The organism is Yinghuangia soli (genome assembly GCF_021502675.1).
Lineage (GTDB): Bacteria > Actinomycetota > Actinomycetes > Streptomycetales > Streptomycetaceae > Yinghuangia > Yinghuangia soli.
On sequence record NZ_JAKFHA010000018.1, the window covers coordinates 39,869 to 66,543 of the forward strand.

Genomic DNA, 26,675 nt, shown 5'->3' on the forward strand with positions numbered 1-26,675 from the left:
AGGTACGCAAAGCGCCGCGCCCGCACGCCCGGCGCACCGCACCCACTCGATGTTCCAGCGCGCCATGGGCGCCCGCGAGTTCGGCCGCCTCCACCCGGAGCTCCGCCGCCGCTTCGGCGTCGGACTCGACGCCGGCGAGTCCTGCGTCGGCACCGGCACCATGGGCCGCATCTGGCACGGCACGCCCCGCACCCGCCCGCTGCTGCGCCCGTTCCTCGCGTTCGGCGACCGCCGGCACGTCCTGCTCGCCGAGACCGGCACCGACGTGCCGTTCACCATCGAGAACTACCCGTACCTCGACTCGTTCGGCCGCGAGACCGTCACCTTCGTCCGCACCTTCCGCCTGCCGCGCCGGCACCGCCGCTTCGACGCCACCATGGTCTACAGCGAACGCCGCGGCTGCGTCGTCGACTACCTCGGCACCCACCAGCACCTCGCCGTGGACCTGCGGTTCGCCGCCACGCCCCGCGGCGGCCTGGAGATCCGCTCCGGCGCCTACCGGCTGTACGAGGGGATCCTCGGCGTCCGCCTGCCGCGCCCGGTCGTCGGGCAGGCGCTGGTGCGCGAGTCGTTCGACGACGGGGCCGGCGTGTTCCGGATCAGCGTCCGGGTGGTGAATCCGCTCGTCGGACCGGTGTTCGGGTACGACGGCAGCTTCACCGCCGCCTACACCTCGCTCGGCAGCACCTCTGTGCCCGCTAGCGTTAGGCCGGTACGGGAGGAATCCCGCCACTGACCGCAGCACGACCCCGGCCACGACTCCTGCACGACTCCCGGCCGCGCCCGCGCCGCGAGCCCGGCCGCGCCCGGACCCGCGGAAGCGGAACGCGCGGCGCCGTGCCGCCGCCGTGGCCCGACGAAGCACGGAGAACCCGTCCCAGATGAGCAGCGACACGCGGGCCAAGCTGATGCAGGGCGCGTTGGACACCCTGCGGGCGCACGGCATCGCCGGCACGTCCGCCCGTACCATCGCCGCCGCCGCGGGCGTGAACCAGGCGCTGGTCTTTTACCACTTCGGCACCGTCGACGACCTCCTGTCCGCGGCCTGCGCGCACGGCGCCGAACAGCATGTGGCCGCGTACCGCGAGCGGTTCGCCGCGGTCGGCTCCGTCCGCGAGCTGCTCGACCTGAGCCGCGAACTGCACGAGGACGGCCAGGCCGACATGATCGTCCTCGCCCACCTGCTGGCCGGCGCGCAGACCGACCCGGCACTCGCCCCCGCGACCGCCGCCGGGCTGGGGATGTGGATCGACGAGATCGAGACCGTACTCGCGCGCGTCCTCGCCGACACCCCGCTCGCCGAGGTCGTCGACGCACCCGGCCTCGCGCGCGCCGTCGCGTCCGCGTTCATCGGCCTGGAACTGTACGGCGGCGTCGACCGCGCGGGCGCGGACCGCGCCCTGGACGCCCTCGAACAACTCGGTGCCCTGGTCGGCCTCCTCGAAGACCTCGGCCCGCTGACCCAGCGCGCGGTCCGCAGCCGCCTGCGGCGCACCGCGCAGACACCGCGGGCCGCCAGGGCCTCCCGTACGGCGGCATCCGCCCCGTCGTCACCAGCGACGGCAGCACGAACCGGGGCAGGGACGGGAACGGGGAAGTCGACCCGGCCCGCCAAGGATGCCGCCACGGACACCGCCGCGAACGCAGCCGACTCCTCCGGCGACCCCGCCCGCCGCAAATCAGCCGACAAGCCTGCGAAGCGGACCCCGGCTTCCAAAGCCGCCGCCAAGAAAGCCGGGCCTGCGTCCCGTTCTGCCAAGACGGCAGGCCCCGCACCCGGCAATACTGTCGCCCCCGACAGCAACACCGGCAGCAACACCGGCACCGGCACGAGCACCGCCCCCGACTCCGACACCAGCCGGTCCTGAGCACCCCACCGGTCCAGGAGGCCGTCCGCGCATGAACAGCACCGGCATCCCGCAGCCGCCCCCGGCCCCGACTTCCGCCCTGGCCACGGTTCCCGCCCCGGCCCCGCCGCGCGGCCCGTCCGGCACCCCGCCCCGTCTCGACCTGTGGCGCCGCCACCTCGGCCGGGTGCCCGACGAGGTGTGGGCGCGCGACGACTGGCAGGAACTGATCCTCGCCGAGAACGACCTGGCCGCGGTGCCGCCCCGGATCGGCACCCTGCAGCACCTGCGGACCCTGGACCTCGGCCACAACCACCTCGCCGAACTCCCCGACGAACTCGGCGACCTGGCCGGCCTGAGCGACTTCCTCTACCTGCACGACAACCGGCTCGCCAAGCTCCCCGAGGCACTCGGACGCCTCACCGCGCTGCGCTACCTCAACGTCGCCGAGAACCGCCTCACCGAGCTCCCGCACAACCTCGGGGCGATGGCGGCCCTGGTCGAACTCCGGGCCGAGCACAACCGGCTGACCGGCCTGCCCGACTCCCTCGGCGACCTCACCGCCCTGCGTGAACTGTGGCTGCGCGGCAACGACCTGACCAGCCTCCCGGAGCGCACGGCCGGCCTGGCCGACCTGCGGCACCTGGACCTGCGCGAGAACGCGTTCGACCACGTCCCCGAAACTCTCGCCGCGCTCCCCCGGCTCCGCCACGTCGACCTGCGGGCCAACCGCATCGAACACCTCCCGGCCTGGGCCGCCGACCTGCCCGCCCTGGAAAAGCTCGACCTGCGCTGGAACCCGCTCACCCCTGCCCCGGACATCACCGCCCGCCTGGAACGGCGCGGCTGCATCGTCCTGTCCTGACCGAGGCAGGCCGGCTGGGCACCGCTCCTGGGCACCGCGTCCTGGACGCTGCACCCCCACGCCGCTTCGGCACGCCGGCCGCCCCGCCCCCGCAGCCGCAGCCGCAGCCGCAGCCGCACAACGGGCCTGCCCCGCACAGCCCGTCGAGCCCGCACGATCCGTAACGCCCGGGCGGCCTGTACGGCGCACACAGCGAGCCACCCGCAGCCCCCGAACCCCCGTCGGCAGAGCGCCACGTCCGCTCGCCTCGCCGCGGCCTGGTTCCCGACCCCGCAAATCCCGAATGGCGTTGTTCATGAGAAGTGAAGGCGCTGGTACGCGGGGTCGAGGGTCACCCGGATCCGCCAAGGGTTGATGTTCCTCAAGGCCGGAAGGCATCGGCGTGTGCGGCGGCCCACTGCGCAAAGGTCCGGGGCGGGCGGCCGATGAGTTCCTCGACCGTTGACGTCACCGAGGCCACCGAGTCGGGCACGGTCGCCCACATGTGGAGCATGAACTCGATGCCTTCCGCGGGCCAACCCTCGGCGCGCCACTGCAGGCGCGCCTGGTCGTCGGTGAGTTCGGTGAACCGGATCTCACGGCCGGTCGCGGTTGCGATGGCAGCGACCTTGTCGGCCGGGGTGAGTGCTTCGGGGCCCGTCAAGGTGAGGCTCCTTCCCGCGTGCCCGCCTTCGGCGAGCAGGGTCGCGACCACGGCTGCGGCGTCGGCTTCGTCGACCGAGGCGGTGCTGCGCCCGCCGTAGGGCTCGCGGACCTGCGCGGTCTTGCGGATGGCCTCGGCCCATCCGAGCGCGTTGGACATGAAGTCGATCGGCCAGACGAACGTCCACTCCAGCCCGCTGTCACGCACGGCCTGTTCCAGGTCGCCTTCTTCACCAGGTGACAGAACCGTCAGCCGCTGCACGCCCGCTTCGACGGCCATTGCCACGATCTGCGGCCCTGCTGCGCCCAAGGGGGTGTGGTCGTGGCCGACGGCTCCCAGGAGGTGAACGGCGGAAACCCTGTCGAAAGCCGCCGCCAGCGTGAGCGGCCTCGTGAGGTCGCCCCCGACCACCTCCACTCCGTCAGGCAGACCCGTGACCCCTGCCGGGGTACGCGTGAGTGCCCGAACCGGGTGTCCGGCGCGCCGAAGGCACCTGACTACGTGGCGCCCCAGAGTTCCCGTCGCACCGGTCACCAGAATCGTCATGTCGCCCCTCGCTCGCTCTGTCTTGCCGGGCTTTCCGCTGCCCGGCTGCAGACGACCGTAGGCGGCATATAGGTCGACTTCATTCCGCAATGCGACAGCCCAGGCCCGGCCCCGCTACGCGGAGCCGGCCAGGCGCGACCGCCTTCAGGCGCGACGTGCTGCACCAGAACGTCGCCCGGGTCCGCGCGACGCTGGACTGGGTGGAGACCGCGGTCGACACCGGCAAGGTCGACATGGACGACGCGCTGGCGCGTCTGCTGCGGGGCGAGTAGCCGTGCCGCGGGCCTCGCGTCGCCGGGGCCAGGCCGCCGAACGGCACGCGGACTCCATCCGGTTCGTGCTGTTCGAGGCGCGTCCTGCCGGGCTGACCTCTTTCCAGCTCCAGCGCGCCACGGAGCTTTCGCCCAGCCAGTTCCGGTCAGGGCTGGCCCGGTTGCGCGACATCATCGCCGAGCGCGGCTGGCCGCCGATCATCTGGACCAGGGCCGACGGCGACCGCTTCGGGGTGTCGGCCGAGGACGTCGAGCAGTACATCCGCGGGCAGGTGCGCGAGCAGCTCGGGGAGATCCGGCGGCTGGTGACCGGCACGGTCGCGCCGCAGCTGGCGGAGACGCCGAGGGCGAGGTGGATCGGTTACGCCAGCGCCATGCTCAGCGCGATCGAGACCAACCTCGACATGCTCGACACCTCCGACTCCTGAACCTGTTGCCGCTCCCCACCCGGGGCGGGGGCCGCTGCACGGCCCCCGCCCCGGATCCGGCTTCCGGGAGGAGGAACCGACCGATGCGCCGCAGTTGCTACCCCTCGGACATGACGAACGCCGAATGGGCCCTGATCGAACCGCTGTTGCCGGTCCCGGCCTGCGAGACGCCGAAGGGCGGGCGGCCGGAGCAGCACCCGCGCCGCGAGACCGTCGACGCGATCCGCTACGTCGTCGACACCGGCTGCAAGTGGCGCGCCTTGCCGCGTGACTTCCCGCCCTGGAAGACGTGCTACGGGTTCATGGCCAGGTGGGCGGCAGCCGGAGTGGTCGGGCAGATCCGCGACCAGCTCCGCCGGCAAGTGCGGCGGCAGATGGGCCGCGCGCCGCGCGCGGTCGCCACCGTGATCGACTCCCAGAGCGTCCGCGCGGCAGAGACCGTGGGAAAGGACTCGCGCGGCTACGACGCCGCAAAGAAGGTCAACGGGAGGAAGCGGCACCTGGTGGTGGACACACACGGGCTGCTGCTGTTCGTCATGGTCACCCCCGCCGACGTCACCGACCGCGACGCGGCCAAGCAGGTCCTGTTCCGGCTGCGGCTGATGCACCCCGAGATCACCATCGTCTGGGCCGACTCCGCCTACGGCGGATAGCTGGTCCACTGGGCCAAGAAGTGGCTCGGGCTGACCTTGAAGACGGTCAACCGGCCCAAGGACGCGGTCGGGTTCGTGGTGCTGCCGCGTCGTTGGGTCGTGGAAAGGTCACTGGCCTGGCTCATGCACGCCCTTCGGCACGCACGGGACTACGAACGGCTGATCCAACACGCCGAGAGCCTTCTGACCTGGGCCGCGATCTCCCTGATGACCCGCCGCCTCACCCGCCGCAGCACCGTCCAGGCCGGGCGGCCGGCGCCTGCGGCGCCGCCCGCCCGCGCGGCGTGATCGCCCGGCGTCGTCTCCGCCAACGCCGTCCGGGCCGTCGCCGAACTGTCCCTGCCGGCGGGCCTGGGCACGCACCGCTGGCCTGGGTCCGGCCCAGACCAGCTGCTCCGTCATCCGACCCGGTCAGCCGAACTGACCCCAGTCGATGTCATCCCCCTTGTGCTCCTTGGAATGAATATTGCGGTACAGCTTCTTCTGGGCCTTGCTTCGGGTGTCCGGATCCGCATCGAACCGCTCCTCGAAGTGCTGGCCCACAACAAACACCAGGAACCCGGCGCCGAAGAATCCGAGGATGTAGACCACCGCTTCCTGCCAAAAGTGCCGGTACCCGAAGTCGAGGAAGACCTCCACCCACACGAACAAGGCCAATCCGCAGAGCTTGAAGAACACGGCCAACGCCCACCAGACCCATCTCATGCCGCGAGTATGACCAGGTCGGAGAAGCTGGAGAAGACTGAGTACCCTCGGCTCGCAAGCAGGAAGCCCAACGGTGTTCATGCCAGACCGTCTACCCAACTCCTAGGACCAGCACCTGGGTTCAGGAACAGATACTCACGGCTCGTGAACGATCCGGCGACAGCGGCTCCCTCAATGCCTTCCGAACTCCTCAACATCTGCCACCCGAACTCGTGGACACAGCCAATCCCGACATCCCGAACCCGGGTCGGTTTTATCCAAGACGCCTGGCGCCCGGACCGACACCGTGGACACCTGCTGTCCGCCGTCCCGCCACCCAGGCCCAGGCTCGATCCGGCTCGGTCCGGCGCCGTCCGTCCATACGCCGTCCATACGCCGCCCGTACGCCATCCGTTCGCCCGCCTGAGTCGTCTGCCCGGGTGGCGCCCGCCACCGCCGTCCGCTGCCCGTCCCGCCGCGGTCCGCCGGTCCGGCTCGGGGAGTTCCGCGCCCCGGGCCCGACCGCGGCTGTCCGCGTGCCGGCCTGCGCCCCCCGGAAGGAACGCCCGTGCGACGTCCCTTGCGCCACCTGCTCACCGCCGCGCTGATCGCCGCGGCCGCCGTACTGCCCGTGTCCGTACCCGCGCCCGCCGGGGCCACCGCCCCGCCGCCCGCGCCGGTCTATCCGCAGTGGTGGGCGGACACCCCGGCCAAGCAGTTCGCCGTCTTGGACTACTGGACCGGCGACGACTTCGCGCGCTGGGATTTCACGATCACCCAGTACCCGGAGGGTCCGTACTTCACCGACACCGACCGCGGCCGGAAGTGGTCGGCCGTCGACCCGCAAGGGAACGCGGCCGTCACCGACACTGTCGGACGGGTGTTCGCCCGCCAGACCGCGACCTGGCAGGCCGTGACGCGGCCCTCGGTCGCGGGCGACGCGGTCGGCGCGGTCCGCGAGACCGGTGCGTTCAAGTCCTGGGACGCCGACGCAAAGGCGTTCGTCCCGGCGGACCCCGTGGTCCCGGCGGAGCGGCACTTCATCGAGACGCAGGAGATCATCAAGGTCGAGAACGGCCAGACCACCGAGTACCGGCATATCTCCTGGCCCACCACGTGCAGCGCGAACTCGGTGGACAGCGCCAACGGCCGCACGATCGTCACCGCCGGCCACTGCACGCTCGTCCCGGTCCCGATGATCGCCAAGGCCGCGGGCGACAAGAACGGCTTCGCCCAGGACGCCATCGACCTCACCAACGACAAGATGATCTTCGTGCCCGGGTACCGGGGCGACGCCCCGGACCTGGCGTCCCAGGCCCCGCACGGCCTGTGGGTGGTCGACAAGATCTACACGACCGGGCAGTGGTCCGCGTTCGGCCAGGTCGGCGTGTCCGCGCTCAACCTGTTCAACTTCCAGTACGACGTGGCGATGATGACCGTCGTCGACCCGCACCGCCCCGGCGTGCGGCTCGCGGACGAGGTCGGCGCGCAGCACATCGCGTTCCGGCCCATCGCCGCCAAGGAGACGTACGCGTTCGGCTACCCGGCCGCCCCGTCGTTCGGGTCGGGTCCGGTCGCCCGCTACGACGGCACCAGCCTCGTGTACGCCAAGAACATCGCCAAGAAGGACTGGACGATGTCGCTCAACTACACCCTGGACGCCAACCTCTCCGGCGGCGCCAGCGGCGGCCCGATGCTGCAGGACTTCGACCCGGTGGCCGGCATCGGCACCCAGGTCTCGCTCAACTCCTTCAACTACAGCCAGTTCCTCGGATCGCTGGGCAACGCGCAGAACATCGTCGGCCCGTCCTTCACCGAGGACACGCGCATCCTCTACAACCTGGTCCAGATGTCCTGACCCGGCCCGACCGAGGGAACACCTCCCCGGTCACCTCTACCGGCCGCCGGTCCACCGCCCGTCCTCGCATGGGGATCCGGGACGGACGGGGACCGGCGGCCCGCACCGCCGCGGACGAGGGGCGCCACACGCCGGACCCCGAACCCCGGAGCACACCGGCACCGCCCGCCCGATGACGGCTGCGGCCTCCTTGCAGGGCCTGGCAGGCGCTTGGCCGGCCCGACAGCCTCCCCCTGCCGACGACGCCTTGAGACTCGCACAATGAGGGCGACGACGTTTGCGCCGTCCGCATAGCCGGGACAATCGGAGGCGTTCCATGCCCGCCAGTGACGATCACCATGCCGCGCTCGATCGACGGCCGGGGCCCTTCGACACACTGACCGGGGTGCTCGGAGGCCTGTTTGTCGGGCACTGCCTGGCCGCCGTGGCCAGATTCGGCATCGCCGATGCGCTCGACGACACGCCGCGGACGGCCGAGGAGCTGGCCGAAGCCACCGGAGTGAATCCCGAGGCCCTCGGCCGTGTACTACGCCTCCTGGCTGCCCATGGCGTCTTCGCAGCCGACTCCGACCGCTTCACCCATACCGGCGCGTCGCGAATGCTCCGTTCCGACCATCCCCAGTCTTGGCGTGACTTCGCGGCGACATTCGGATCCGAAAGCACTGTGAAGCGACTGGCCTACTTCGACTACTCACTCCAGACCGGACTCCCGGTCACGAACAAGCTGAATCCGGACGGGTTCTTCGCCATCCTCGACAGCGACCCCGAGGCGGGCCGGGTTTTCGACGCCGCGATGGCCTCCAAGGCACGCATCCAGGTCGCGAGTGTCCTGGCCGCCTACGACTTCTCGGACTGCGGCACGATCGCCGACATCGGCGGCGGCCAGGGACACCTACTCCAGGCAGTGGTGGACGCGGCCGAGCGAACCACGGGCATCCTCTTTGACCTGCCCCCGGTGATCGAGCGTGCCGCGGAGATCGCCTCAGATCGGCTCACACTGCAACCTGGCGACTTCTTCAAGGACCCGCTGCCGGCCTGCGACACCTACATGCTCATGGACGTGATCCACGACTGGGACGTCGAACGGGCCACCGCGATCCTGGCCGCCGTACGGAAGGCCGCCCCACCGCATGCGCGGCTGTTGCTGGTGGAAAGTGTCATCCCCGACGATCCCGGGCCCGACTGGTCCAAGGCCATGGACATCGTGATGCTCATCCACACCGGGGGCAGGCAACGCACCCGCGGGGAACACGAGTCGCTGTTGCACACCTGCGGTTTCCGGCTCAAGCGGGTCATCGCGACGGCATCAGATGTGTCGATCATCGAGGCGGCGTGTGCCTGACCGGGCACGGGTGACCCGGCTTGACGCGTGCCCGAGATACTGCGGCAGCAGATGCCAAGGGAGCAGCACATGGACGACACGTTCGAAGACGAGGACTACTTCACCGGTCCGACCCTGCGCGTCTGTATGGCCGAACGCGCTCAGGAATCGCTCGGTGTGGTGCTGCCCCGGCGGTACCTGGATCTGCTGGCGGTGCGCAATGGCGGCCTTCTGCGCCGCCGCGTCTGCCCGACGCCGTTCCGGACCTCCTGGGCCGGCGACCATTTCGAGGTGCAGCAGCTCTACGGGATCGGCGGCGACAACGGCATCGACGCAGAGACGGGCAGCGCCTATCTCATCGACGAGTGGGACTATCCGCCCATCGGAGTCGTGCTCTTCGGTACACCCTCGGGCGGGCACGACACCGTCATGCTCGACTACTCCGTCTGCGGGCCAGGCGGCGAGCCTTCGGTCGCATACGTCGACGAGGACCGCGTACCGCGCACTGTTGCGGGGTCGTTCGGCGCGTTCCTCGATCTGCTCCGGCCCGCACAGGGCTGAGCGGCCGGTCGCCTCGTCACACCCCCGACCCCGACTCCGGCCCCGACCCAGGCCCGGATCACGCTCCCGCGAGTAGGCCGGGAAGGGCGCGCATGTCGTCGAAGACCGTGGTGGACGGGCCCTCGAGCCAGGACGCCGGAGTGAGGCCGCCGCAGTAGCCGAAGGCGCGCATGCCGGCGGCGCGTGCTGCGGCGACGCCGTGGCGGCTGTCCTCGATCACCGCGCAGGCCGCCGGGTCGACGCCCAGCGTCTTGGCGGCGTGCAGGAATACGTCAGGGGCGGGCTTGCCGCGGGCGACTTCGGTGGCGCTGAAGATCCGGCCGGTGAAGCGGTCGAGGAGGCCGGTCTGCCCGAGGTACGTGCGGAGGTGGTGGTGGTCGCTACTGGACGCGACGCAGCTGGGCAGCGTGATGGCGTCCAGGGCGTCGACGATGCCGTCGACCGGGGTGAGTTCGTCGCGCAGGGCCTTCTCGTACAGCGGGCGGAACTCGTCGGCCCAGTCCTCGGGCAGCGGCCGACCGAGGTAGGCCTCGATGTCCGCGGCGAAGTCGGCGGTCGTACGGCCGACGAACCGGTCGACGACCTCCTCCTCGGTCATCGGCCAGCCCAGCGCGGCCAGGACGACCACATCGACCCGTACCGCGATGCGCTCGCTGTCGATGAGCACACCGTCGCAGTCGAAGATCACCAGTTCGATCGGCTTGTCCATGCCGTGAGACTAGCGGCGCCGCTATGCGGACGCCGGGCTCGGTGCCGGTGCGCCATCCGGCTGTTCGGCCTGATCGGCCTGATCGGGCGGTCCGGCCTGATCGGGCGGTCCGGGTTCTTCGGCGAGTTGTTTGACGGCGGCCAGGTTCGCCGCGATGCCGCGTTCGAACTCGCGCATGCGGACGAACACGATCTGCTGCTCCTTGTCGGGCATGCGGGCGATCGCCTGGCTCAATCGCGACGGCGCGGGACCGAGCCGCACCCACTGCTCCACCACGCATCCCGCGCCTTCCGGCCGCACGGTGAAGCGCCACGTCGCGACCGGCGTCTCCGGGTCCTCCACCGCCCACGCGAAACGGTACGGACGCTCGCACTCGACCACGTACGACGTCGTGCTCCACCGGCCGATCGCCTGGTGCTCGTTGTGCCCGGCGAAGCGGTGCCCGACCGCCGGGCCGGTCGCGCCGTCGAGCCATGCGACGGTCTGCAGTTCGCCGCTGATCCTCGCCATGAGGTGGATGTCGCCGACCAGGTCCCACACGCGCTCGGGCGGCGCCGCGACGTACGCCTCCAGCGCGACGGTCGGACCGTCCGCGTACCGCTGGCCCGTCCACTCCATATGCCGCCTCCTCCTGCCGGACCCGCGACCGCCTAACGCACGCCGTGGCCAGCAGACTTGCCCGTGCGGACGCCCCAGGTCAATGTGGCGCGCCCGCACGGTCGGCCCACACGGTCGACCCGCAAGGCGACCCGCACCCACTTGGGCACAGGCCGCTGCGGCGCAAGCGGGTTTACAGCATCGTCTCCTTCCGGTCGGGTCGTCCGGGCCTAAGGCCGTCTCAGGCCGTCGGGCCGAACTGGCCGATGAAGCGTGCGGTGAACAGGTCGGCGCCCTTGAACTCCGAGACCATGGCCGTCGGTGCCGTGAACGGCCCTTCGGGAGAAGGGAGCTGGCCGACGCCGCCGGTAGTACCGAGGGGCAGCAGGATCATGGGGAAGGCCAGCGGTCGGTACGTGGCGGCGGGCTGCTCGCCCTTGAGCTGCGCGGCGATGTTGGCGGCGACCACTTCGGCGTGCTGCATCGCGTAGCCCGCCATTTTGGCCTCGGGGACGTCGGTGAGGTCGCCGACCGCGTAGACGTGCTCGTACCCCTGCACGTTGAGGGATGCGGTGACCGGCACGCGGCCCTGCGGTGTCAGCGTGGTCAGCGCGCCGTCGGCGAGGTAGCTGCTGTTGGTGGTCGTGCCGTAGGCCCGGAACCAGATGTCGGCCTCGATGGCGTCCCCGGAGGCGGTGGTGACGGTGAACACGCCGGCGTGGCCCGGCTCGGTCCCGGGTGCGGCCGTCAGAGCCGTGCCCAGGCGTACGTCGACACCCAGTGCGTCGAGTTGGTCGTGCAGGTCCGCGACCACGTCCGGCGCGAAACCGGGAAGGAGTTCCCCGGCGGGGTCGACGACCGTCACGTGCTTGTCCGGCCAGACCTCCTTGATCTCTCCGGCCAGCTCCAGCCCGACCGGGCCCGCGCCGAGGACCAGTACGCGGTCGGCCTGCCGGAGTTCCTTGTGCGTCGCACGAAGGTCGTCCATGGCCTCCGCGGCCGAGGTCGACACGGGCTTGGCCGGGTAGGCGTAGTCGGAGCCGGTGGCGAGGACGATGTAGTCGGCGTCGACGCGGCCGCCGGAAGCCAGCGTGATGCCGTCCGGGTCCACCGAGGCCGCGCGGTCGCGCACCAGCCTTCCGCGGGCCAGCAGGGTCTCGAACGGGAAGAACATGTTGTTCGCCCAGTCGGGCCGGGTGACCGCGCGCAGCGACCCGGCCGCGTTGACGAACGCGTCGCGCGGATCGACGAGGACGACGTCCGCCTCGGACTCCAGCGCCTTGGCGACCGCGGCTCCGCCGTAGCCTCCACCGACGATCACGACAGTACGGCTCATGATGAAACGCTCCCGAGAAACGAAATTGAAGTTCGTAGTACGAACCATAGTAGTTCGTACTACGAACTGCAATCCCGTTTGCGGATGGGGAAACGCGGCGTCACTCCCCGCCGGTCGACTCCGTGAACACCTCCGGAGCCTCGTTGTCCGCCACGACGCGGCCCAGCAGCCCCGCGAGTGCGTCCTTGTCGGCGGGCGGCAGCCCGGCAGCCAGGTTCTCGATCCGTCGGCAGGCGTCGGCGTAGAAGTCGTCGGCGAGCCGGCCCCCCTCCTCGGTGAGCGCGACACGTACGGCGCGTGTGTCTCGCGCGTCCGGCTCCCGCCTGACCAGGCCATTGCGCTCGGTGCGATCCACCAGGCCGGTCATGCTCGACTTGGCCAGCCCGAGCATCGCGCCCAACTCGCCCATGCCGTACGGCTGCGCCATCAGGACGCACAGCAACTGCCCCTGCTGCGGCGTCAAGCCGTGCTCGCGAGCCGCGTCCGCATACGCGGCATTCACCAGGAACGTCGAGCGCACCATCGCCGCCACAAGCCCGACCGGGCCATCCTCATACTTAGCCACGCGGCCAGGCTAACACCGGAATCTTCGGTAATTCGCGGCACGAACTACGCAAGATGCGCAGGCCGCCGAGCGACGGCGGGTCGGCCGTCCGCAGCCCCGACCAGAACGCACGCCGTGGCCCGGCAGGCTTGCCCGCGCGTACACCGCACTTCAATGCGGCGCGCCTACGTACGGCCTCCCCCGGGGGGACGGCGTGCCGGTGGGCGGACTGACGTGTCCGTTCCGCTTGCGCCGACAGCGGACAACCGCCGAAGCTGCGCGGCCGCGAGGGCAGCGCGCCCGGCGCCGGGGCAGGCACCACCCATGACGAACACGTCCGTTGCCCACCTCAGCGACCCGCACCTCGTCACCGGACCCCTGGCCGGCGAGCCCGCCGCCGGCCTGCACCGCGCCCTCGGCCGCGTCCTGTCCCTGCGCCCGCGCCCCGCCTGCGTCGTGATCACCGGCGACCTCGTCGACCGCGGCCGCCCCGACGGCTACCCGGTGCTCGCCGAACTCCTGCGCGGCTACCCGCTGCCCGTCCACCTCGCGGCCGGCAACCACGACAACCACAAGGCCCTGCTCGACACGTTCGGCGGTACGCGCTTCCTCGCCGACGGGAACGCCACGAACTACGCAGCCGTCCACCCGGGCGTCACGGTCATCGTCCTCGACTCCTCCCGCAGCGCCCCCGACCCGCAGAGCGGCAGCCTGGACGCCGGGCAACTCGCCTGGCTCGACGCCACCCTGGCCCGGCACACCGACCGCCCCGCCCTGGTCTGCCTGCACCATCCGCCGGTCCCGGTCGGCATCCCGTTCCTGGACGGCATGCGGGTGGCCCCGCAGGACGCCGACGCCCTCGCCGCGACCATCGCCCGCCACCCGCACACCGCGCGCATCCTCGCCGGCCACGTCCACCGGCCCATCACCGCGGCCTTCGCCGGCACCACCGTGGCCATCGCCCCCAGTACCTACCGCCAGACCGACCTGGCGATGTGCGACGAGCACCCCATCGGCTACGTCCACGAACCCACCGCGTTCCTACTGCACCTTGTCGCGGACCGCACCCCGACCCCGGACGACCCGTCCCGCAGCAGCTGCGTCACCCACACGGTCGCCGTGAGCCATACGACCGCCCCCACCGGCCACTTCTGACCTGCCGCCGAAGACCGCGGCCACCGCGCGCCGTGGTGGGCCGCGGCTGTTTGCTCCCGGCCGGGTTCAGCCCGCCGCCACGAACTCCCGCGCCGCCCGCACGACCCTGCCCGCGATGTCCGCCTTGGCGCTCGACGACGAGGAATCGTGATCGGGGTCGGTGGCGGCCATGGCTGCGTCGAAGAAGGGCTCCAGCGCAGCCGGGTGGCCCAACTCGGTGGCCACCTGGAACCCGATCAGCATGGCCCCCTCAAGCGGCTCGAGACGCCCGGCCGCGATCTCACCGATCCACCACCGCGCCACGATCCAGCGCGCATCCGCCAGCGTGTCCCCGGTCAGCGGGACCAGCCCCAGCTCGTCCAGGACGCACACGAACAAGTCCCGCGCCTCGCCGTACTCGTTCCGCCCGAGCCCCGCCAACTGCGCGAGCGAGGGGGAATCCACCCCCGCACAGAGCGCGTCGACGCCGAGTCGGACGAGTTGCGCATCGGGCGGCTGCCCCCAGCCCACCGCGGGCAGCATGTCCGCAGCCGCCATCCGGATCAGGCTGAGTGCCACACGTTCGTCCACGCTTCGCTTCCCCCACGACTACCGCGCTGATGCTCCGACCGGACTACAGTGGCTCAGCCCTCAGGCCCGGCAGCTCAGGCCTGCCACCTCTTGTGCCAATGGATGTGACCGGTCAGCGACCGGCGCTCCTCGACATCCCAGTCCACCCTGGACTCGGCCACCACCACGGCGGCTACCGCGGAGGCCCGCTTGGAAGCCGACTGGCTGTTCCCCCTATTCGGTGCGCCCCGCCGAACCGGACCGGGCGTTGAGGTCTGGGAGCACATCGAGCAACAACTGGGCCAGGCCCTCCCTCAGGATTACAAAGACCTCGCGAGCGGATACGGCGACGGGATCCTGGGAGGCTACCTGCACGTACCGCATCCCCAAGGCTGCCCGCCGTTGCTCAGCTGGATGGAGGAGCAGACCGCCGGTCTGCGCCAAGTGTTCGGCGACCACCCACCCGGAAACATCGACGGCGGAGTAGCAAGCCTGGTGCCCTGGGGCTACCACAACTACGACGGAGACGGCCTCTACCTCTGCTCTGGAGAAGCCTCCGAGTGGTCGGTCGCGGTCGACTTCCGGCAGTGGGGGCAGGTCGTCGATATGGACGTCTCGCTACGCCGGTTCGTCACCGACTTCGTGAGCGGCGAGCGTGTCCCGAACGGCTGGCCGCAGCCCACCGAACCCTGGGTGAGCGGAGACGCCTGACTCCCGGGAGAGCCCATGGCCGGCGCGGCTTGGCCGGCTCGCCATGGGGCGAGCAGGCGGTCAGGAACTTCGACGCCCTCCGGAAGTTCCTCACCGTAGCCGCGTAGCCGCGCAGGACGGGGACGCCGTGGTCACGCGGCTTTCCTGCTGACTCGCGCCATCACGGCGGGGGCGGGACCGCCAGTACCGCGGCCAAGTGCTCCGGGTCGGCGTGCAGGTCGATCGCCGTGATGCGGTCCCCGGCGAACGTGAAGCGGTATACGGCCCGCGGGCGTCCGTCCGGGGACCAGACCAGCACCTCGGCGCCGTCGACCGTGGCCGGACGGGACGCTGCCACCCGAAGCGCGCATGCCTCGGCGACGGCCCGGGCTCCGCGTACGACGCCGAGACCGCCGGATTCGAGCGTTGCGAGGTCGGCACGCAACACGGCGTCCGGGTCCAGGAGTTTCTGCAGCGCCGGGACGTCGGCACGGCGGGCCGCTGCCTGGAAGGCGGCGATGAGGGCGCGGTGCCGGGAGGGGGACCCGTCGCCGTCCCGAACCGGGCCATCGGGGTCCGGGGCGGTCGGATCGGGGGCGGTCGAGCGGAGGTTCCGGCGTGCACGGCCGGCGAGTTCCCGCGCGGACGCCGCTGTGGTGCCCGTGTCCGCCGCGACGTCGTCGAACGGCAGAGCGAAGACATCGTGCAGGACGAACGCCAGGCGCTCGGCCGGCCCGAGCGCCTCGAGTGCCCCGACCAGGGCGCGCCCGATCGCGTCGGCGAGCAGGGCCTGTTCGCCCGGGTCGGCGACGGTGCCGATCAAGTCGACCGGAGGAAACTCGGCGGGCGACGCAGGCGGGGTGGCAGAGGCGGTCAACGGCGTCGAGCCTGTCGAGCCGGTCAAGGCCGTCGAGGCGGTCGACCTGACTGAGGAGGCCGAAGTGCCAGACGCGCCTGAGGTGACCGGAGCCGCCGGGTCCTCCGTACGCTTCGTGTCCCTCGTACGCAGCGCATCGAGGCATATGCGCCCGACGACCGCGGTTAGCCACCCGCCCGCGCTGTCGAGGGCGGGGACGGCGTCAGAGCAAGGGGCGACGAGGCGTTGGCGCGCTTTCGCCAGCGCCTCGTCCACCTCCTCCTCGCCGCAGTCGCCGAGCACGCGGCGCGCGACCCCGCGCAGGCGTTCGTGCTCCGCGTCGAAGCGGGCCGCCAGGTATTTGTCGTCCACCGTGCTCACGCACCTCCGTCCGGATCCTCCGTCATATCAATGACGGACACCGGGTGGCGGACGTGACCAAGCCCGCCCCTTCCCCACGACGCCACTTCGCGGACACGTCAGCACACGGCCGGGGCGTCCTCCCGCACAGGCGCCGCGTCGGCAGCCTCCACCGCGGCCAGTTCCGCGAGCGCGCGTTCGACCGCGCCTGCCGAGGCCGGCAGCAGCGGCAGCCGTACCGCCGCGCTCGGGATGCGGCCGAGGGCGTGCAGAACGCCCTTGATCACGACCGGGTTCGGCTCTGCGAACAGCGCCGCCGACAGCCCCACCAGGCGATGCCCCAGCTCCCGCCCGCGCGCGACGTCCCCGCGCCGCCACGCCGCGGTCAGCTCCACGAACACCCCGGTGGCAACGTGCGCCGACGCCAGGATCCCGCCCGCCGCGCCGAGCGCGAGCAGCGGCGAGCAAACGGTGTCGTCCCCCGCGAACACCCGGAACCCGGAGCCGCCGCCCGAGCCGCCCGAGCCCGCTGCGCCGGACGCCCCGGACGCCCCGGACCGCGCGTCCAACTCCGGTGCCGCGAGAAGCTCGACGGTGTCCTGGTCGATCCCGCCCGGCGAGTGCTTGATCCCCGCGACCCCGGGGATGGCCGCCAGCGCACGCAGCGTCGCCGACGACAGCGCCCGGCCCGTGCGATAGGGGACGTGGTACACCACCAGCGGCACCGGACTCCCCGCCGCCAGGTGCGCAAAGTGCGCGACGACGCCCGCCTCCGTGGGCCGCGTGAAGTACGGGACGGGGACCAGCGCGGCCACCGTCCCGCCACCGCCACTACCCGGACGCCCGCCCGCACCCGTTCCCGCGGCAACCAGGTCCGGCAGCGCGGCAAGCTCTTCCGCCGCCTTGCGCGTGTCGTTCGTGCCCAGCCCCACCGTCAGACCGATGCCTCGCTCGCGAGCCACCCGCGCGCACACGCCGACGACCGCGCGCCGCTCGGCGGCGTCGAGGCTCGCCGACTCGGCGGTCGTCCCCAGCGCGACGAGGCCTGCTGCGCCCGCGTCGGCCATCGCGAACGCAAGCTGCTCCAGCGCCTCGACGTCCACCCGGCTGCCGTCCGCGTCGAACGGAGTGACGAGCGGGACGTGGATGCCGCGCGGCACCTGCCCCGCGTCGCCGCGGTGCCGTACATGCCCGGAGGATCCGTACGCGGGGGGTTCGGCGCCGGCCGAGTTCTCTGAGGTCATGGCACGAGCGTCGCCCGCTCCGACCCGGTAGGTCCAGTTCGCTTTCGTACACCTGGGCATAAGCTGGACTGATGCTCGACGTACGCCGCCTGCGCCTGCTGCGCGAACTCGCCCACCGCGGCACCATCGCCGCCGTCGCGGACGCACTCGCCTTCACCCCTTCGGCGGTGTCCCAGCAACTGTCCGCTCTGGAACGCGAAGCCGGGCTGCCGCTCCTCGAGCGCACCGGGCGCAGCGTCGCCCTCACCCCCGCGGGCGCGGCACTCGCCGCCCACGCCGAAGCCGTCCTGGCCCGCCTCGAAGAAGCCGAGACCGACCTCGCCGCCCGCCGAGGAGCCCCGGCCGGGCCGCTGCGCATCGGTACGTTCTCCTCGGGCGCGCGGTCCCTGCTGCCCGACGCGCTGGCCCGGCTGGCCGCGGAGCATCCCGCGCTCGAACCGCGCGTCGCCGAACTCGACCCGGTCGAGGCCGCGGACCGGCTGCGCGCCGGCGAACTGGACGTCGCACTCCTGCACCGCTACGACTTCGCACCGCGGATCAGCGTCCCGGGCGTGCAGTCGCGCGCGTTGTTCACCGAGGCGCTTCACCTTGCCGAACCTGACTCCGCGTCGGCCGGCGCCGACGCCGGCGCCGGCGACACCGCTACCACCTCCGCATCCGCATCGGCGTACGCACACGCGTCCAGAAGATCCGCAGAGGCATCAGTCGAGGCACCTGCAGAAACGCCCGCAGGGGCGTCCGAATCGCCCCTCGCCGCCTGCCGCGACGCCGCCTGGATCCTGGCCACCCCCGGCACGCTCTGCCACACGATGACCGTCCGGGCCTGCGAGGCGGCCGGGTTCACCCCGCAAGCCCGCCACCACGTCGACGACTTCGCGGCCGTGCTCAGCATGGTCGCGGCCGGCCTGGGCGTGGCGCTCGTCCCCGAGTTGGGCATCGCGCACACTCCGGCGGAGACCGTACGCCGGACCCGGCTGACCCGCCTCCCGCTGGCCCGCGAGACCCAGGTGGCCTACCGCGCGGGTGCCGGACGGCACCCGGCGATCCGGGCGTTCGCCGAAGCGCTGCGCGCCACGGCACCGCCGGCGCTCACTCCGCTCGGCTGACCTCGGCTCGGGCGCAGGCGCAGGCGTCGGCTCCCGCGCCTGCGCCTGCGCCGGTGCCGCTGCCAGTCCCGGTGCCGACGCCTGCGCGCCCGGACGTCCCAGCCGCCGCGCGGGGCGGCGTCCGTACCGTCCACTCCGGCCGGTTCGGCACCGCGTTGCGTACGACCACGTCTGCAAGCCCGACCGGGCCGATCGTGTCGAGGTAGTACTGCTGTGAACGGATGTACCGGCTGCGGTAGCGCCGCTCGACCTCCGCCGCGGGCCGGGACGCGTTCGTGTCGCGCACCCGCGCGCGGGCCAGCGTCGTCTCGAACGGGACGGACAGGAAGACCCGCAGGTCCCAGGCGTCGATCAGTTCGGGGCGCATGAGGAAGACGCCGTCGAAGAGCAGGACCGCATCCGGCGGCGCCGTACGCAGGGGCTCCGCGACGGCCGCGTCGGCGTACCGGTCGTAGACCGCGCACCGGAACTTCCGGTCGCCGCCCGCCCCCAGCGGTCCGAGGAGTGACCGGTGGAGACCGTCGAAGTCGAAGCTGTCGTGGAAGCACCCTTCGGGGTCGTCCTTGCCGCGCCGGAAGCGGATGGCCTCGGGGAGCAGGAAGTCCTCGATCTGCGCACGGACGACGAAGCGGCCGCGCGCCCGCAGTACATCGCCGAGTTCGTCGGCAAGGGTCGTCTTGCCGGCCGCCGGAGGGCCGTCGATGCCGACGCGCGTCGGGTGGGGATGCGCGATCGCGGCCACCGAGTCCGCCAAGAGCTCCAGCAGTTCGCCGCGTGTGCCCGTCCCCATCGCGCCTCCGTCCGCCTGCCTGCCATTCGCTTGCTCGGCATGTTATATCGATCCGATATATCGAGTCGATACATCAGAGCGCGCACATGCAGCGCCCGCAAGCGCACTGCGGCGTTGCGGCCGGACGGAAGCCGGACACGCACGGCCAGGCCGACGCACACGTCCGGGCGTACGCCTCGTACGGTGGTCCGCATGGGCGACCGGCAGCAGACCCACCAAGACGACGGCGACGCCGAGGCGGTGGTCTTCGTCTGCGCAGCCTGCGACTCCGTGCTCACCGCCCCGCTCGCACCGCTGCCCGCAGTCCCCGAACCGCCCTACTACGAATGGTGGAACGCCGAGCACCCCGGCCCGTCGCCCGCCACGATCTCGGCCGGCCGCTACGCCGTGGAGACCGAGCCGTACGGCGCTCCTCTGGTCGTCTCCGCGACGCCCGGCGTCGAAGTGATGCCGCGCCACGGGCCTATGTCGGACGGGCAGGGACAGATGCTGGTGTCGCGGGGGCCGCGCGGCAACATCGTGGTGGATCCCGCCGACGCGCGCGGCCTGGAACTGCGCCATGTGTCGGCGGCCTGCTGCGGGGCGACGCCGTACGGCGGCATGAACCAGGCCTGCGCCGCGTGCGGCACGCTCGTCGCGACCTTGTGCTCGGACTGCTGCCTGCCCCACGAACTCCACTTCTCGGCCGGCCACGTGCGCGGGGTCCGCCCCTGACTCCTGCCGGAGGCGGAACCCGCGCACGCAGCAAACGCACCTGGCCGACGCATGTGGCGAACGCCGATCAGCAGCTCACGGACGCGACGCGCTGTGGACCTTCAGGCCTGCGGTGCTCCTGATGCCCCGACGCCCGCAGGGACCCGGAAGCCCACACCGCCGGGTGGCCGCACAGGCACGGAATCGCACCGCCGCTGAGTCACCGAGCCGAGAAGTCACAGTCCGCGAGAGCCCCACGCGCCGCCTTACCCGCTCCCCATCTCCGCCCGCTCACGGGCTCAGCCGGTGGATGTCGCGCGGGAACAGCGCCGTGCGGCGGATGTTGTCGGCGCCGATCAGCCGGGCTGTCCAGCGCTCCAGCCCCAGCGCGAACCCGCCGTGCGGGGGCATGCCGTGCCGGAACGCCGCCAGGTAGCCCTCGTACGGCTCCGGCGACAGGCCGCGGGCGGCGAGCGCCGCGAGGTAGTCGTCGTGGCGGTGCAGGCGCTGGCCGCCGGTGACCAGTTCGAGGCCGCGGAACAGCAGGTCGAAGCTGTTGGAGTACTCCGGGCGGCCGGGTTGGGGGTGGGTGTAGAAGGGCCGCTTGGCCATCGGGTAGCCGGTGACGAACAGGAACTCGCTGCCGTGCTCGCGTACCGCCCACGCGGACAGCCAGCGCTCGTGCGCGGGGGCGAGGTCGGGTTCGCCGCGCGGGTCCTCGTCGGTGTGCGCGGCGATCAGCTCTTGCGCGTCGGCGAAGTGGATCTCGGGGATGTGCGCCGGGACGTCGGGGAGTTCGACGTCCAGCAGTGCGCACGCCTCGCCGGCCCGGGTGCGTACGGATGCGGTCATCCCGGCCAGGACGTGCCGGACGACGGCCATGACGTCGCGGTGGTCGGCGATGAAGCCGAGTTCGGCGTCGAGCGAGGTGTACTGCGCGAGATGGCGTGCGGTGTCGTGCGGTTCGGCCCGGAACACCGGCCCGGTCTCGTACACCCGCTCGAACACGCCGACCATCGACTGCTTGAAGAACTGCGGCGACTGCGCCAGGTACGCGGGGCTGCCGAACCAGTCGACGGAGAACACCTCCGCGCCGGACTCCGTGGCGGTGCCGACCACCTTCGGCGTGTGGACCTCGGTGAACGCCAGTTCGTCCAGCGCCGCCCGGAACCCGGCCACCGATGCCGCCGAGACCAGGTGCGGGGCGCGCAGCCTGGGATGGCGCAGCGCGACCGGCGCGTGGTCGAGGATCGTCGGCAGCGCGGCGGGGACGTCGGGCCGGTACAGGTCGAACGGCCCGGGTGCGGCGGGCCCGGACAGCGCGGTGACCGTCGGGGACGTCACCTCCACCCCGCCGGGCGCCTGCGTGCTCGCGGTCGCGAGGCCCTCGACCTGCAGGACGGTCTCCTCGGGGAACCCGGCCACGGCCGCGGCGGTCCGGGGGTCGGTGACGACGGTCTGGGACAGCCCGGAACGGTCGCGCAGCACGAGGAAGGTGGCCGTCTTCAGCGCGCGCCTGCGGTGCAGCCAGCCCTGCAGGGTGACGTGGCGGCCGACGTGCTGCGGGAGTTCCGCGGCCAGGACGCGCGGGACCGCAGGCGAACCCGCAGGCGGGGCTGCGGAAGGGGCCGCGGAAGGGGTAGTCGGCTTGGAGATCATCACGAACCTCTGTCGAGTGTGCGGTGGTGATCCCTTGGGAGTGCGGGCGAGAAGGGAACTCGCGGTGCCACCGCACTTTCACCACCTCCGTCATGACGACGGCGGCGGCCTCGACAGGCCCGGTCACGGGGGCCGGCCGGCGGGGCATTCGGGCCGCTGCCCCTGTGTGGGCGCGGCCGTTCCTCCCCGCACTCGGGAGGGTCTTCACCACCGGGGACAGGTCCGCCTTTCCAGCTTCCGGCGGCTCTCTCGTACCTGCCCGATCCGGTGACTACTTGTCTCCGTCGACGCGTTGCCCGGGAGGCTATGCGCACGCCGCCGCGCTCGGCAACCAGAAAATCCGCGCCGCGCACGGCGGCTGCACATCCCGGCACACCCGGCCCCAAACCCGCCCGACGTCGACCCGACGCCGCCCGGATGCCACCCGCACGCCCGCCTCCGGCCTACCTCCAACCCCACCTCCAGCCCACCTCCAGCCCACCTCCGGTCCCGTCCCACGCCGACTCCACGAGGCTTCGACGCGCCCCGACTCGATCTTGACTGATCGTTCCATAATCGAGATAGGGTTCCCTCATGGCACGCACCAGGGAGTTCGACACCGCAGCCGCGGTCGACCAGGCGATGCACGTCTTCTGGCGGAAAGGCTACGAAGCGACGTCCATCCAGGACCTCGTCGACGCCACCGGCATCGGCCGCGGATCGCTGTACGCCGCCTTCGGCAGCAAGGACGGCCTGTACGAAGCCGCCCTCGCCCGCTACGCGGCGCAGGCCGCCACCGTCAACACCGGCGTCCTGCAGCGCCCCGCCCCGATCCGCGAACTCCTCCGCGACCTGCTGCTCGGCATGGTCGACGAGACCGTCGACGACCCCGAACGGCGCGGCTGCCTCATCACCAACACCGCCGTCGAACGCGCCCCCCGCGACCCGACCGCGGGCCGCATCGTCGGCACCGCCCTCGACGCCCTCGCCGACGCGGTCACCGCCGCCCTGCGCCGCGCCCGCGACCAGGGCGAACTCCCCGCCGACACCGACCTGACCGCGTACGCCGACCTGATCGTCACCACCGTCCAGGGACTGCGCGTCCAGGGCAAAGCCGGCGCGGACCGGCGGCGCCTGGCCTCAGTCGTCGCCCTCACTCTTTCTGTACTGCCCGTTCACGATAGGACGTCTTGATGGCCACGCCCGCACACCTGACCGCCCATCTGACCGTCGCTGTACTGGGCACCGGCATCATGGGCTCCGGCATGGCCCGCAACCTCGTCAGGGCCGGCCACACCGTACGCGTGTGGAACCGCACCCCGGGCAAGGCGTTGCTGCTCGAGGCGGACGGCGCAACAGCCGCCGCCGACCCGGCCGAAGCGGTCGCCGGAGCCGATGTCATCGTCACCATGCTCAGCGACGGCGACGCCGTCCACGCCGCGATCACCGCCGCTGCACCCGCCCTGCGCGCAGGCCAGGCCTGGGCCCAGATGAGCACCGTCGGCACCACCGCGCTGGACCGCCTCGCCGACCTCGCGGACACCCATCACCTGCTCTTCGCCGACGCCCCGGTCCAGGGCACCCGCCAACCCGCCGAAGCCGGAACGCTCGTCGTCCTCGCATCCGGCCCCGAACCCGCCCGCACCGACCCACGCCTGGCCGCGGTCTTCGACGCCGTCGGCAGCGACACCGTGTGGGTCGGCACCACCGGGGCCGCCACCCGCCTCAAGCTCGCCACCGTCGGCTTCGCCGTCACGCTCACCTCGGTGCTGGCCGAGTCCCTCGCACTCGCCGCGGGCCTGGGCATCGACCTCTCCCTGTTCGCCCGCGCGGTCAGCGGCGGACCGATGGACAGCCCGTACGTGCAGGCCAAGATGGGCGCGATCCTCGGCGGCGACTACGCGCCGAGCTTCTCCGTCCGCAACGCCGAAAAGGACACCCGGCTCATCGCCGAGGCCGCCGCCGAAGCCGGCGTACCCGTCGACCTGGCCACCGCGGCAGGGGACCGCTTCCGCCGCGCCGCGGCCCAGGGCCACGCCGACGACGACATGGCCGCCACGTACTTCGCGGGCCTCCCTGCCGTGGAGCCTTCGCAGCACTGACGGCGGTGAGCGCGGGCTCGGCGCTGCGCTCCTGCCCGTTCCCCCGGTGCGGTCGGTTCGTCCACGCTGGGGGAACGGGCGTTCCGCGGTCGGCACCGCGATCGCGTGACGTTGGACGTCCCTACGGCCACGAACGGGGAAGCATGCACGAACTCCGGCCCGGCAAGTACGCGCTGATCGAACGCGAGCGCAGATTCCTCCTCCCCGGGCCGCCCCCGCCTGCCGCGGTGACGGTCACCCGCCGGATCACCGACCGGTACGTGCCCGGGACGCGCTTGCGGCTTCGGCGAAGCGAGAACGCCGCGACCGGCGAGTGCGTCTACAAGCTCACCCAGAAGATCCCCCGGTTGCCAGACGCGCCTCACGCACCCGGCCAGTCCGGCGTACCTGGCGACCTCGACGTACCTGGCGACCTCGGCCTCGACCACACCGGCCACCCGTACGGCGCCGACAACGCTGTCGCCACCGCCGACAACGTCATCCCCGAACCCCACGAAGGCACTGACGCCAACAGGCTCTGCGCCGCAGACCACCAGGCCGTCCAAGGCCTCATCTCGTCCCTCTACCTCTCCCGCGCCGAGTACGAGGCGCTCGCGGTGCTTCCCGCCGCGGTCCTGGTCAAGACGCGCCACAGCGTTCCGCCGTTCGGGGTGGACGTGTTCGGCGGGCCGCTGGACGGCCTGGTCCTGGCCGAAGCCGAGTTCACTACCGACGCGGAGGCCCGCTCCTGCGGCCCGCCGCCGGCTGCGGTCGCGGAGGTCACCGCGGACCGCAGGTTCACCGGCGGGCGCCTGGCCCACACGTCGGCTGCCGAACTTCGCGTCCTTCTGGCGCAATTCGGCATCCGCCACGCGAGCAGCTGACTCCCCCGACGGCACCCGGGCCCGGCCCCTGTGGTCCACACTGTTGTCCCGATGACCACGACCGCGAGTACGAGCATCGACCCGGCCACCCGTTCCCTCCTGGACGCCTTCCTCGCCGGCATCCGCCGCGAACTGCCCGTCGCCGCGCTCTGGGCACATGGCTCACTCGCCGGTGGCGACTACCGTCCGGGCGTCAGCGACCTCGACCTCATCGCCGTGCTGGACCGGCCGTGCACCGCGGCCGACGAAGCCGGGATCGCAGGCGTACACGAACACCTGGCAGCCGCCACGCCCCTGGCCGCGAAACTGCACTGCAGCTACCTCGCCACCACGGAGGCCGCCGACCCGGCCCGTGCGCACCTGACCTGGGCCCACGAGGAACTGATGCACCGGCCCGTCACCCCGGTGACCCGGCGCGAACTCCACAGCTTCGGCCTCGTCCTCCACGGAACGCCGCCCGACGCCCTCGTCCCGGCCGTATCCCGCAAGGAACTCGCCGCGTTCGTGACCGCCGACCTGACCGGCTTCTGGCGTCCCGCACTGGACCATCCCGAACGCTGGCTGCGCGACGTCTGGGTCGACCTCGGGCTGCTGACCCTGGCCCGTGCGTCCGCGACCCTCCGCGACGACACGCTGATCACCAAAGCCGAAGCCCTGGACGTCCTCACCCGATTGGACGCTCCCGCGGACGTCGTCCGCGACATCCGTACACGCCGCTACGCCGACGCCGCGTCCGAGCAGCCCCAGGCCCCGACGCCTGAATGGCTCACCCGCCGCGCCGAACTCACCCGCGCATTCCTCGGCCCGGCCATCGACGCGCTCACCACCCCGGCGTCCGACCACACCACGCACCGCCAGGCCCAAGCCCACGGCCAGGACCAGGACCAAGCCCAGGGTCAGGACGGCGATCAGGACGACGGTCACCGCACCGAGGAAGACACCAACCGATGACCACGTCCCCCGTCTCCCCCGTACCCCTCACCTACGAGGCGTTCGTGACCCGCGCCGTCGCCGACCCGGCCGTGGTCGGCATCGTCCTCAAGGGCTCCCACGCCCACGACGGCATGGCAGGCCCGCACTCCGACCACGACGTGTACGCGATCCTCGCCGACTCGGACCCTGCCCCCGCCTGGTCCGGAGGCCTCCGCAGCCCCGCACTCGACCTCGTTGTCGTCACCCTCGCCGAGTTCCGCGCGCTCGGCATGCCCGGCTTCGAGCGCTACGCCCTGGCACGCGCCCGCGTCGTCCTGGACCGGCTCGACGGCGAGATCTCCCGCATCGTTGCCGCCAAGGCGCAACTGGACGCCGACGAAGCCACCACCGCATCGGCGTCCTGGCTCGACGCGTACGCCAATGCGCACTACCGCAGCCTGAAGAACGCCCGGGACGGACTCCCGCTCGCCGCCCGGCTCGACGCCGTCGACAGCATCGGCTTCCTCCTGGAACTGCTGTTCGCAATGGACCGCCGCCCGCGGCCGTACAACAAGTACCTGGAATGGGAACTCGCCCGATACCCGCTACCCGACTGGGACACGCCCGCCCTCACCGCCGCACTCACCCGCATCGCCACGACCTGCGACCCCACCGACCAGCGCGCACTCTTCGCCCAGGTCGAGCCCCGCGCCCGCAAGGCCGGCCACGCCGCCGTCCTCGACGCCTGGGGCGAAGACCTCCACTTGATGCGCCCACCCGCCACCGCCCCATAAGGACTCGGTCGGCGTGATCGGCGAAGTGACAGGCACCTCTCCGTAGTACGCCGAACTTG

The 26,675-nt window shown here is 72.0% G+C and carries 26 protein-coding genes and 3 pseudogenes; 18 read left to right on the forward strand and 11 right to left on the reverse strand.

The window, feature by feature from the left end:
* The first annotated feature begins 49 nt into the window (after window positions 1–49).
* From LZ495_RS26390 to LZ495_RS26400, 3 genes and pseudogenes are all read left to right on the forward strand, one after another.
* A complete protein-coding gene (locus LZ495_RS26390) occupies window positions 50–736 on the forward strand; it encodes a DUF4166 domain-containing protein (RefSeq protein WP_235055389.1) in 687 nt (228 codons plus the stop codon).
* Between the two features lie 145 nt (window positions 737–881).
* Window positions 882–1,508 (forward strand): annotated as a pseudogene (locus tag LZ495_RS26395) (TetR/AcrR family transcriptional regulator); the annotation flags it as partial.
* 391 nt (window positions 1,509–1,899) lie between these two features.
* Window positions 1,900–2,712: a leucine-rich repeat domain-containing protein gene (locus LZ495_RS26400; RefSeq protein WP_235055390.1), complete on the forward strand. Its 813-nt coding sequence runs from the start codon at window positions 1,900–1,902 to the stop codon at window positions 2,710–2,712.
* Between the two features lie 361 nt (window positions 2,713–3,073).
* Here LZ495_RS26400 and LZ495_RS26405 read toward each other — a convergent pair whose 3' ends face one another.
* Window positions 3,074–3,901 (reverse strand): NmrA family NAD(P)-binding protein, encoded by an 828-nt coding sequence (locus tag LZ495_RS26405; RefSeq protein WP_235055510.1) that lies wholly within the window; start codon window positions 3,899–3,901, stop codon window positions 3,074–3,076.
* A gap of 149 nt (window positions 3,902–4,050) precedes the next feature.
* Here LZ495_RS26405 and LZ495_RS26410 point away from each other — a divergent pair.
* The 3 genes and pseudogenes from LZ495_RS26410 to LZ495_RS26420 form a co-directional block, all read left to right on the forward strand.
* Window positions 4,051–4,173, forward strand: a pseudogene (locus LZ495_RS26410) (DUF6192 family protein); the annotation flags it as partial.
* Between the two features lie 2 nt (window positions 4,174–4,175).
* On the forward strand, window positions 4,176–4,601 hold the full coding sequence (locus tag LZ495_RS26415) for a RacP protein (protein ID WP_235055391.1): 426 nt from the start codon (window positions 4,176–4,178) through the stop codon (window positions 4,599–4,601).
* 83 nt (window positions 4,602–4,684) lie between these two features.
* Window positions 4,685–5,542, forward strand: a pseudogene (locus LZ495_RS26420) (IS5 family transposase).
* A 123-nt stretch (window positions 5,543–5,665) separates the two neighbouring features.
* On the opposite strand, the gene LZ495_RS26425 reads toward LZ495_RS26420, so the two are convergent.
* Window positions 5,666–5,959, reverse strand: coding sequence for a hypothetical protein (locus LZ495_RS26425; protein WP_235055392.1), 294 nt, complete (start codon window positions 5,957–5,959; stop codon window positions 5,666–5,668).
* A gap of 547 nt (window positions 5,960–6,506) precedes the next feature.
* On the opposite strand from LZ495_RS26425, the gene LZ495_RS26430 reads away from it, so the two are divergent.
* The 3 genes from LZ495_RS26430 to LZ495_RS26440 all read left to right on the forward strand — a co-directional run bounded on the left by LZ495_RS26430 (window position 6,507) and on the right by LZ495_RS26440 (window position 9,678).
* Window positions 6,507–7,796 (forward strand): trypsin-like serine peptidase, encoded by a 1,290-nt coding sequence (locus tag LZ495_RS26430; protein ID WP_235055393.1) that lies wholly within the window; start codon window positions 6,507–6,509, stop codon window positions 7,794–7,796.
* A 316-nt stretch (window positions 7,797–8,112) separates the two neighbouring features.
* On the forward strand, window positions 8,113–9,138 hold the full coding sequence (locus tag LZ495_RS26435) for a methyltransferase (protein WP_235055394.1): 1,026 nt from the start codon (window positions 8,113–8,115) through the stop codon (window positions 9,136–9,138).
* 69 nt (window positions 9,139–9,207) lie between these two features.
* Window positions 9,208–9,678 carry an SMI1/KNR4 family protein gene (locus LZ495_RS26440; protein ID WP_235055395.1) on the forward strand — a complete coding sequence of 157 codons (471 nt, stop codon included), beginning with the start codon at window positions 9,208–9,210 and terminating at the stop codon, window positions 9,676–9,678.
* A 58-nt stretch (window positions 9,679–9,736) separates the two neighbouring features.
* On the opposite strand, the gene LZ495_RS26445 is transcribed toward LZ495_RS26440, so the two are convergent.
* The 4 genes from LZ495_RS26445 to LZ495_RS26460 all read right to left on the reverse strand — a co-directional run bounded on the left by LZ495_RS26445 (window position 9,737) and on the right by LZ495_RS26460 (window position 12,843).
* A complete protein-coding gene (locus tag LZ495_RS26445; protein WP_235055396.1) occupies window positions 9,737–10,387 on the reverse strand; it encodes an HAD family hydrolase in 651 nt (216 codons plus the stop codon).
* Window positions 10,388–10,408: 21 nt separating this feature from the next.
* Entirely contained in the window at window positions 10,409–11,005 is a 597-nt protein-coding gene (locus LZ495_RS26450; protein ID WP_235055397.1) for an SRPBCC family protein, read from the reverse strand.
* A 220-nt stretch (window positions 11,006–11,225) separates the two neighbouring features.
* Window positions 11,226–12,320, reverse strand: a complete 1,095-nt coding sequence (locus LZ495_RS26455) for an NAD(P)/FAD-dependent oxidoreductase (RefSeq protein WP_235055398.1) — start codon at window positions 12,318–12,320, stop codon at window positions 11,226–11,228.
* A gap of 100 nt (window positions 12,321–12,420) precedes the next feature.
* Entirely contained in the window at window positions 12,421–12,843 is a 423-nt protein-coding gene (locus LZ495_RS26460; RefSeq protein WP_235055511.1) for a MarR family winged helix-turn-helix transcriptional regulator, read from the reverse strand.
* A gap of 345 nt (window positions 12,844–13,188) precedes the next feature.
* Between LZ495_RS26460 and LZ495_RS26465 the strand changes: the two genes are divergently transcribed.
* Window positions 13,189–14,019: a metallophosphoesterase gene (locus LZ495_RS26465; RefSeq protein ID WP_235055399.1), complete on the forward strand. Its 831-nt coding sequence runs from the start codon at window positions 13,189–13,191 to the stop codon at window positions 14,017–14,019.
* A gap of 66 nt (window positions 14,020–14,085) precedes the next feature.
* Here the strand turns inward: LZ495_RS26465 and LZ495_RS26470 are convergent, their stop codons facing one another.
* Window positions 14,086–14,589, reverse strand: a complete 504-nt coding sequence (locus tag LZ495_RS26470) for a hypothetical protein (protein WP_235055400.1) — start codon at window positions 14,587–14,589, stop codon at window positions 14,086–14,088.
* A 393-nt stretch (window positions 14,590–14,982) separates the two neighbouring features.
* Between LZ495_RS26470 and LZ495_RS26475 the strand changes: the two genes are divergently transcribed.
* Window positions 14,983–15,279, forward strand: a complete 297-nt coding sequence (locus LZ495_RS26475; protein WP_235055401.1) for a hypothetical protein — start codon at window positions 14,983–14,985, stop codon at window positions 15,277–15,279.
* Window positions 15,280–15,439: 160 nt separating this feature from the next.
* On the opposite strand, the gene LZ495_RS44575 is transcribed toward LZ495_RS26475, so the two are convergent.
* Together LZ495_RS44575 and LZ495_RS26485 are read right to left on the reverse strand one after the other, a co-directional pair.
* Window positions 15,440–16,495, reverse strand: a complete 1,056-nt coding sequence (locus tag LZ495_RS44575; RefSeq protein ID WP_284701868.1) for a sigma factor-like helix-turn-helix DNA-binding protein — start codon at window positions 16,493–16,495, stop codon at window positions 15,440–15,442.
* Window positions 16,496–16,593: 98 nt separating this feature from the next.
* The gene (locus tag LZ495_RS26485) at window positions 16,594–17,718 is read right to left on the reverse strand and encodes a dihydrodipicolinate synthase family protein (protein WP_235055402.1); all 1,125 of its coding nucleotides are present in this window, start codon (window positions 17,716–17,718) and stop codon (window positions 16,594–16,596) included.
* Window positions 17,719–17,789: 71 nt separating this feature from the next.
* Here LZ495_RS26485 and LZ495_RS26490 point away from each other — a divergent pair, with 71 nt between their 5' ends.
* Window positions 17,790–18,824: a LysR family transcriptional regulator gene (locus tag LZ495_RS26490; protein WP_235055403.1), complete on the forward strand. Its 1,035-nt coding sequence runs from the start codon at window positions 17,790–17,792 to the stop codon at window positions 18,822–18,824.
* On the opposite strand, the gene LZ495_RS26495 is transcribed toward LZ495_RS26490, so the two are convergent.
* On the reverse strand, window positions 18,808–19,614 hold the full coding sequence (locus tag LZ495_RS26495; protein WP_235055404.1) for a cytidylate kinase family protein: 807 nt from the start codon (window positions 19,612–19,614) through the stop codon (window positions 18,808–18,810). The genes LZ495_RS26490 and LZ495_RS26495 overlap by 17 nt on opposite strands.
* A 192-nt stretch (window positions 19,615–19,806) precedes the next feature.
* Between LZ495_RS26495 and LZ495_RS26500 the strand changes: the two genes are divergently transcribed.
* On the forward strand, window positions 19,807–20,328 hold the full coding sequence (locus LZ495_RS26500; protein ID WP_235055405.1) for a hypothetical protein: 522 nt from the start codon (window positions 19,807–19,809) through the stop codon (window positions 20,326–20,328).
* Between the two features lie 270 nt (window positions 20,329–20,598).
* On the opposite strand, the gene aspS is transcribed toward LZ495_RS26500, so the two are convergent.
* Window positions 20,599–21,966, reverse strand: coding sequence for an aspartate--tRNA(Asn) ligase (gene aspS / locus LZ495_RS26505; RefSeq protein WP_235055406.1), 1,368 nt, complete (start codon window positions 21,964–21,966; stop codon window positions 20,599–20,601).
* A gap of 573 nt (window positions 21,967–22,539) precedes the next feature.
* Between aspS and LZ495_RS26510 the strand changes: the two genes are divergently transcribed.
* The 5 genes from LZ495_RS26510 to LZ495_RS26530 all read left to right on the forward strand — a co-directional run bounded on the left by LZ495_RS26510 (window position 22,540) and on the right by LZ495_RS26530 (window position 26,616).
* Window positions 22,540–23,139, forward strand: a complete 600-nt coding sequence (locus LZ495_RS26510; protein WP_235055407.1) for a TetR/AcrR family transcriptional regulator — start codon at window positions 22,540–22,542, stop codon at window positions 23,137–23,139.
* On the forward strand, window positions 23,139–24,047 hold the full coding sequence (locus LZ495_RS26515) for an NAD(P)-dependent oxidoreductase (RefSeq protein ID WP_235055408.1): 909 nt from the start codon (window positions 23,139–23,141) through the stop codon (window positions 24,045–24,047). The genes LZ495_RS26510 and LZ495_RS26515 overlap by 1 nt, the downstream gene beginning before the upstream one ends.
* 143 nt (window positions 24,048–24,190) lie before the next feature.
* Window positions 24,191–24,910 carry a CYTH domain-containing protein gene (locus tag LZ495_RS26520; RefSeq protein WP_235055409.1) on the forward strand — a complete coding sequence of 240 codons (720 nt, stop codon included), beginning with the start codon at window positions 24,191–24,193 and terminating at the stop codon, window positions 24,908–24,910.
* A 51-nt stretch (window positions 24,911–24,961) separates the two neighbouring features.
* Window positions 24,962–25,861 (forward strand): nucleotidyltransferase domain-containing protein, encoded by a 900-nt coding sequence (locus tag LZ495_RS26525; protein WP_235055410.1) that lies wholly within the window; start codon window positions 24,962–24,964, stop codon window positions 25,859–25,861.
* A complete protein-coding gene (locus tag LZ495_RS26530; RefSeq protein ID WP_235055411.1) occupies window positions 25,858–26,616 on the forward strand; it encodes a hypothetical protein in 759 nt (252 codons plus the stop codon). The genes LZ495_RS26525 and LZ495_RS26530 overlap by 4 nt, the downstream gene beginning before the upstream one ends.
* The last annotated feature ends 59 nt before the right edge of the window (window positions 26,617–26,675 follow it).

Bases quoted from the DNA above. Each gene is read 5' to 3' on its own strand.
- LZ495_RS26450 (WP_235055397.1), bottom strand. From the start codon at position 11,005: ATGGAGTGGACGGGCCAGCGGTACGCGGACGGTCCGACCGTCGCGCTG.
- LZ495_RS26515 (WP_235055408.1), top strand. From the start codon at position 23,139: ATGGCCACGCCCGCACACCTGACCGCCCATCTGACCGTCGCTGTACTG.
- aspS (WP_235055406.1), bottom strand. From the start codon at position 21,966: ATGATCTCCAAGCCGACTACCCCTTCCGCGGCCCCTTCCGCAGCCCCG.
- LZ495_RS26405 (WP_235055510.1), bottom strand. From the start codon at position 3,901: ATGACGATTCTGGTGACCGGTGCGACGGGAACTCTGGGGCGCCACGTA.
- LZ495_RS26390 (WP_235055389.1), top strand. From the start codon at position 50: ATGTTCCAGCGCGCCATGGGCGCCCGCGAGTTCGGCCGCCTCCACCCG.
- LZ495_RS26400 (WP_235055390.1), top strand. From the start codon at position 1,900: ATGAACAGCACCGGCATCCCGCAGCCGCCCCCGGCCCCGACTTCCGCC.
- LZ495_RS26490 (WP_235055403.1), top strand. From the start codon at position 17,790: ATGCTCGACGTACGCCGCCTGCGCCTGCTGCGCGAACTCGCCCACCGC.
- LZ495_RS26475 (WP_235055401.1), top strand. From the start codon at position 14,983: ATGGAGGAGCAGACCGCCGGTCTGCGCCAAGTGTTCGGCGACCACCCA.
- LZ495_RS26495 (WP_235055404.1), bottom strand. From the start codon at position 19,614: ATGGGGACGGGCACACGCGGCGAACTGCTGGAGCTCTTGGCGGACTCG.
- LZ495_RS26435 (WP_235055394.1), top strand. From the start codon at position 8,113: ATGCCCGCCAGTGACGATCACCATGCCGCGCTCGATCGACGGCCGGGG.
- LZ495_RS26500 (WP_235055405.1), top strand. From the start codon at position 19,807: ATGGGCGACCGGCAGCAGACCCACCAAGACGACGGCGACGCCGAGGCG.
- LZ495_RS26425 (WP_235055392.1), bottom strand. From the start codon at position 5,959: ATGAGATGGGTCTGGTGGGCGTTGGCCGTGTTCTTCAAGCTCTGCGGA.
- LZ495_RS26455 (WP_235055398.1), bottom strand. From the start codon at position 12,320: ATGAGCCGTACTGTCGTGATCGTCGGTGGAGGCTACGGCGGAGCCGCG.
- LZ495_RS26485 (WP_235055402.1), bottom strand. From the start codon at position 17,718: ATGACCTCAGAGAACTCGGCCGGCGCCGAACCCCCCGCGTACGGATCC.
- LZ495_RS26525 (WP_235055410.1), top strand. From the start codon at position 24,962: ATGACCACGACCGCGAGTACGAGCATCGACCCGGCCACCCGTTCCCTC.
- LZ495_RS26440 (WP_235055395.1), top strand. From the start codon at position 9,208: ATGGACGACACGTTCGAAGACGAGGACTACTTCACCGGTCCGACCCTG.
- LZ495_RS26445 (WP_235055396.1), bottom strand. From the start codon at position 10,387: ATGGACAAGCCGATCGAACTGGTGATCTTCGACTGCGACGGTGTGCTC.
- LZ495_RS26510 (WP_235055407.1), top strand. From the start codon at position 22,540: ATGGCACGCACCAGGGAGTTCGACACCGCAGCCGCGGTCGACCAGGCG.
- LZ495_RS26530 (WP_235055411.1), top strand. From the start codon at position 25,858: ATGACCACGTCCCCCGTCTCCCCCGTACCCCTCACCTACGAGGCGTTC.
- LZ495_RS26465 (WP_235055399.1), top strand. From the start codon at position 13,189: ATGACGAACACGTCCGTTGCCCACCTCAGCGACCCGCACCTCGTCACC.
- LZ495_RS26520 (WP_235055409.1), top strand. From the start codon at position 24,191: ATGCACGAACTCCGGCCCGGCAAGTACGCGCTGATCGAACGCGAGCGC.
- LZ495_RS26460 (WP_235055511.1), bottom strand. From the start codon at position 12,843: ATGGTGCGCTCGACGTTCCTGGTGAATGCCGCGTATGCGGACGCGGCT.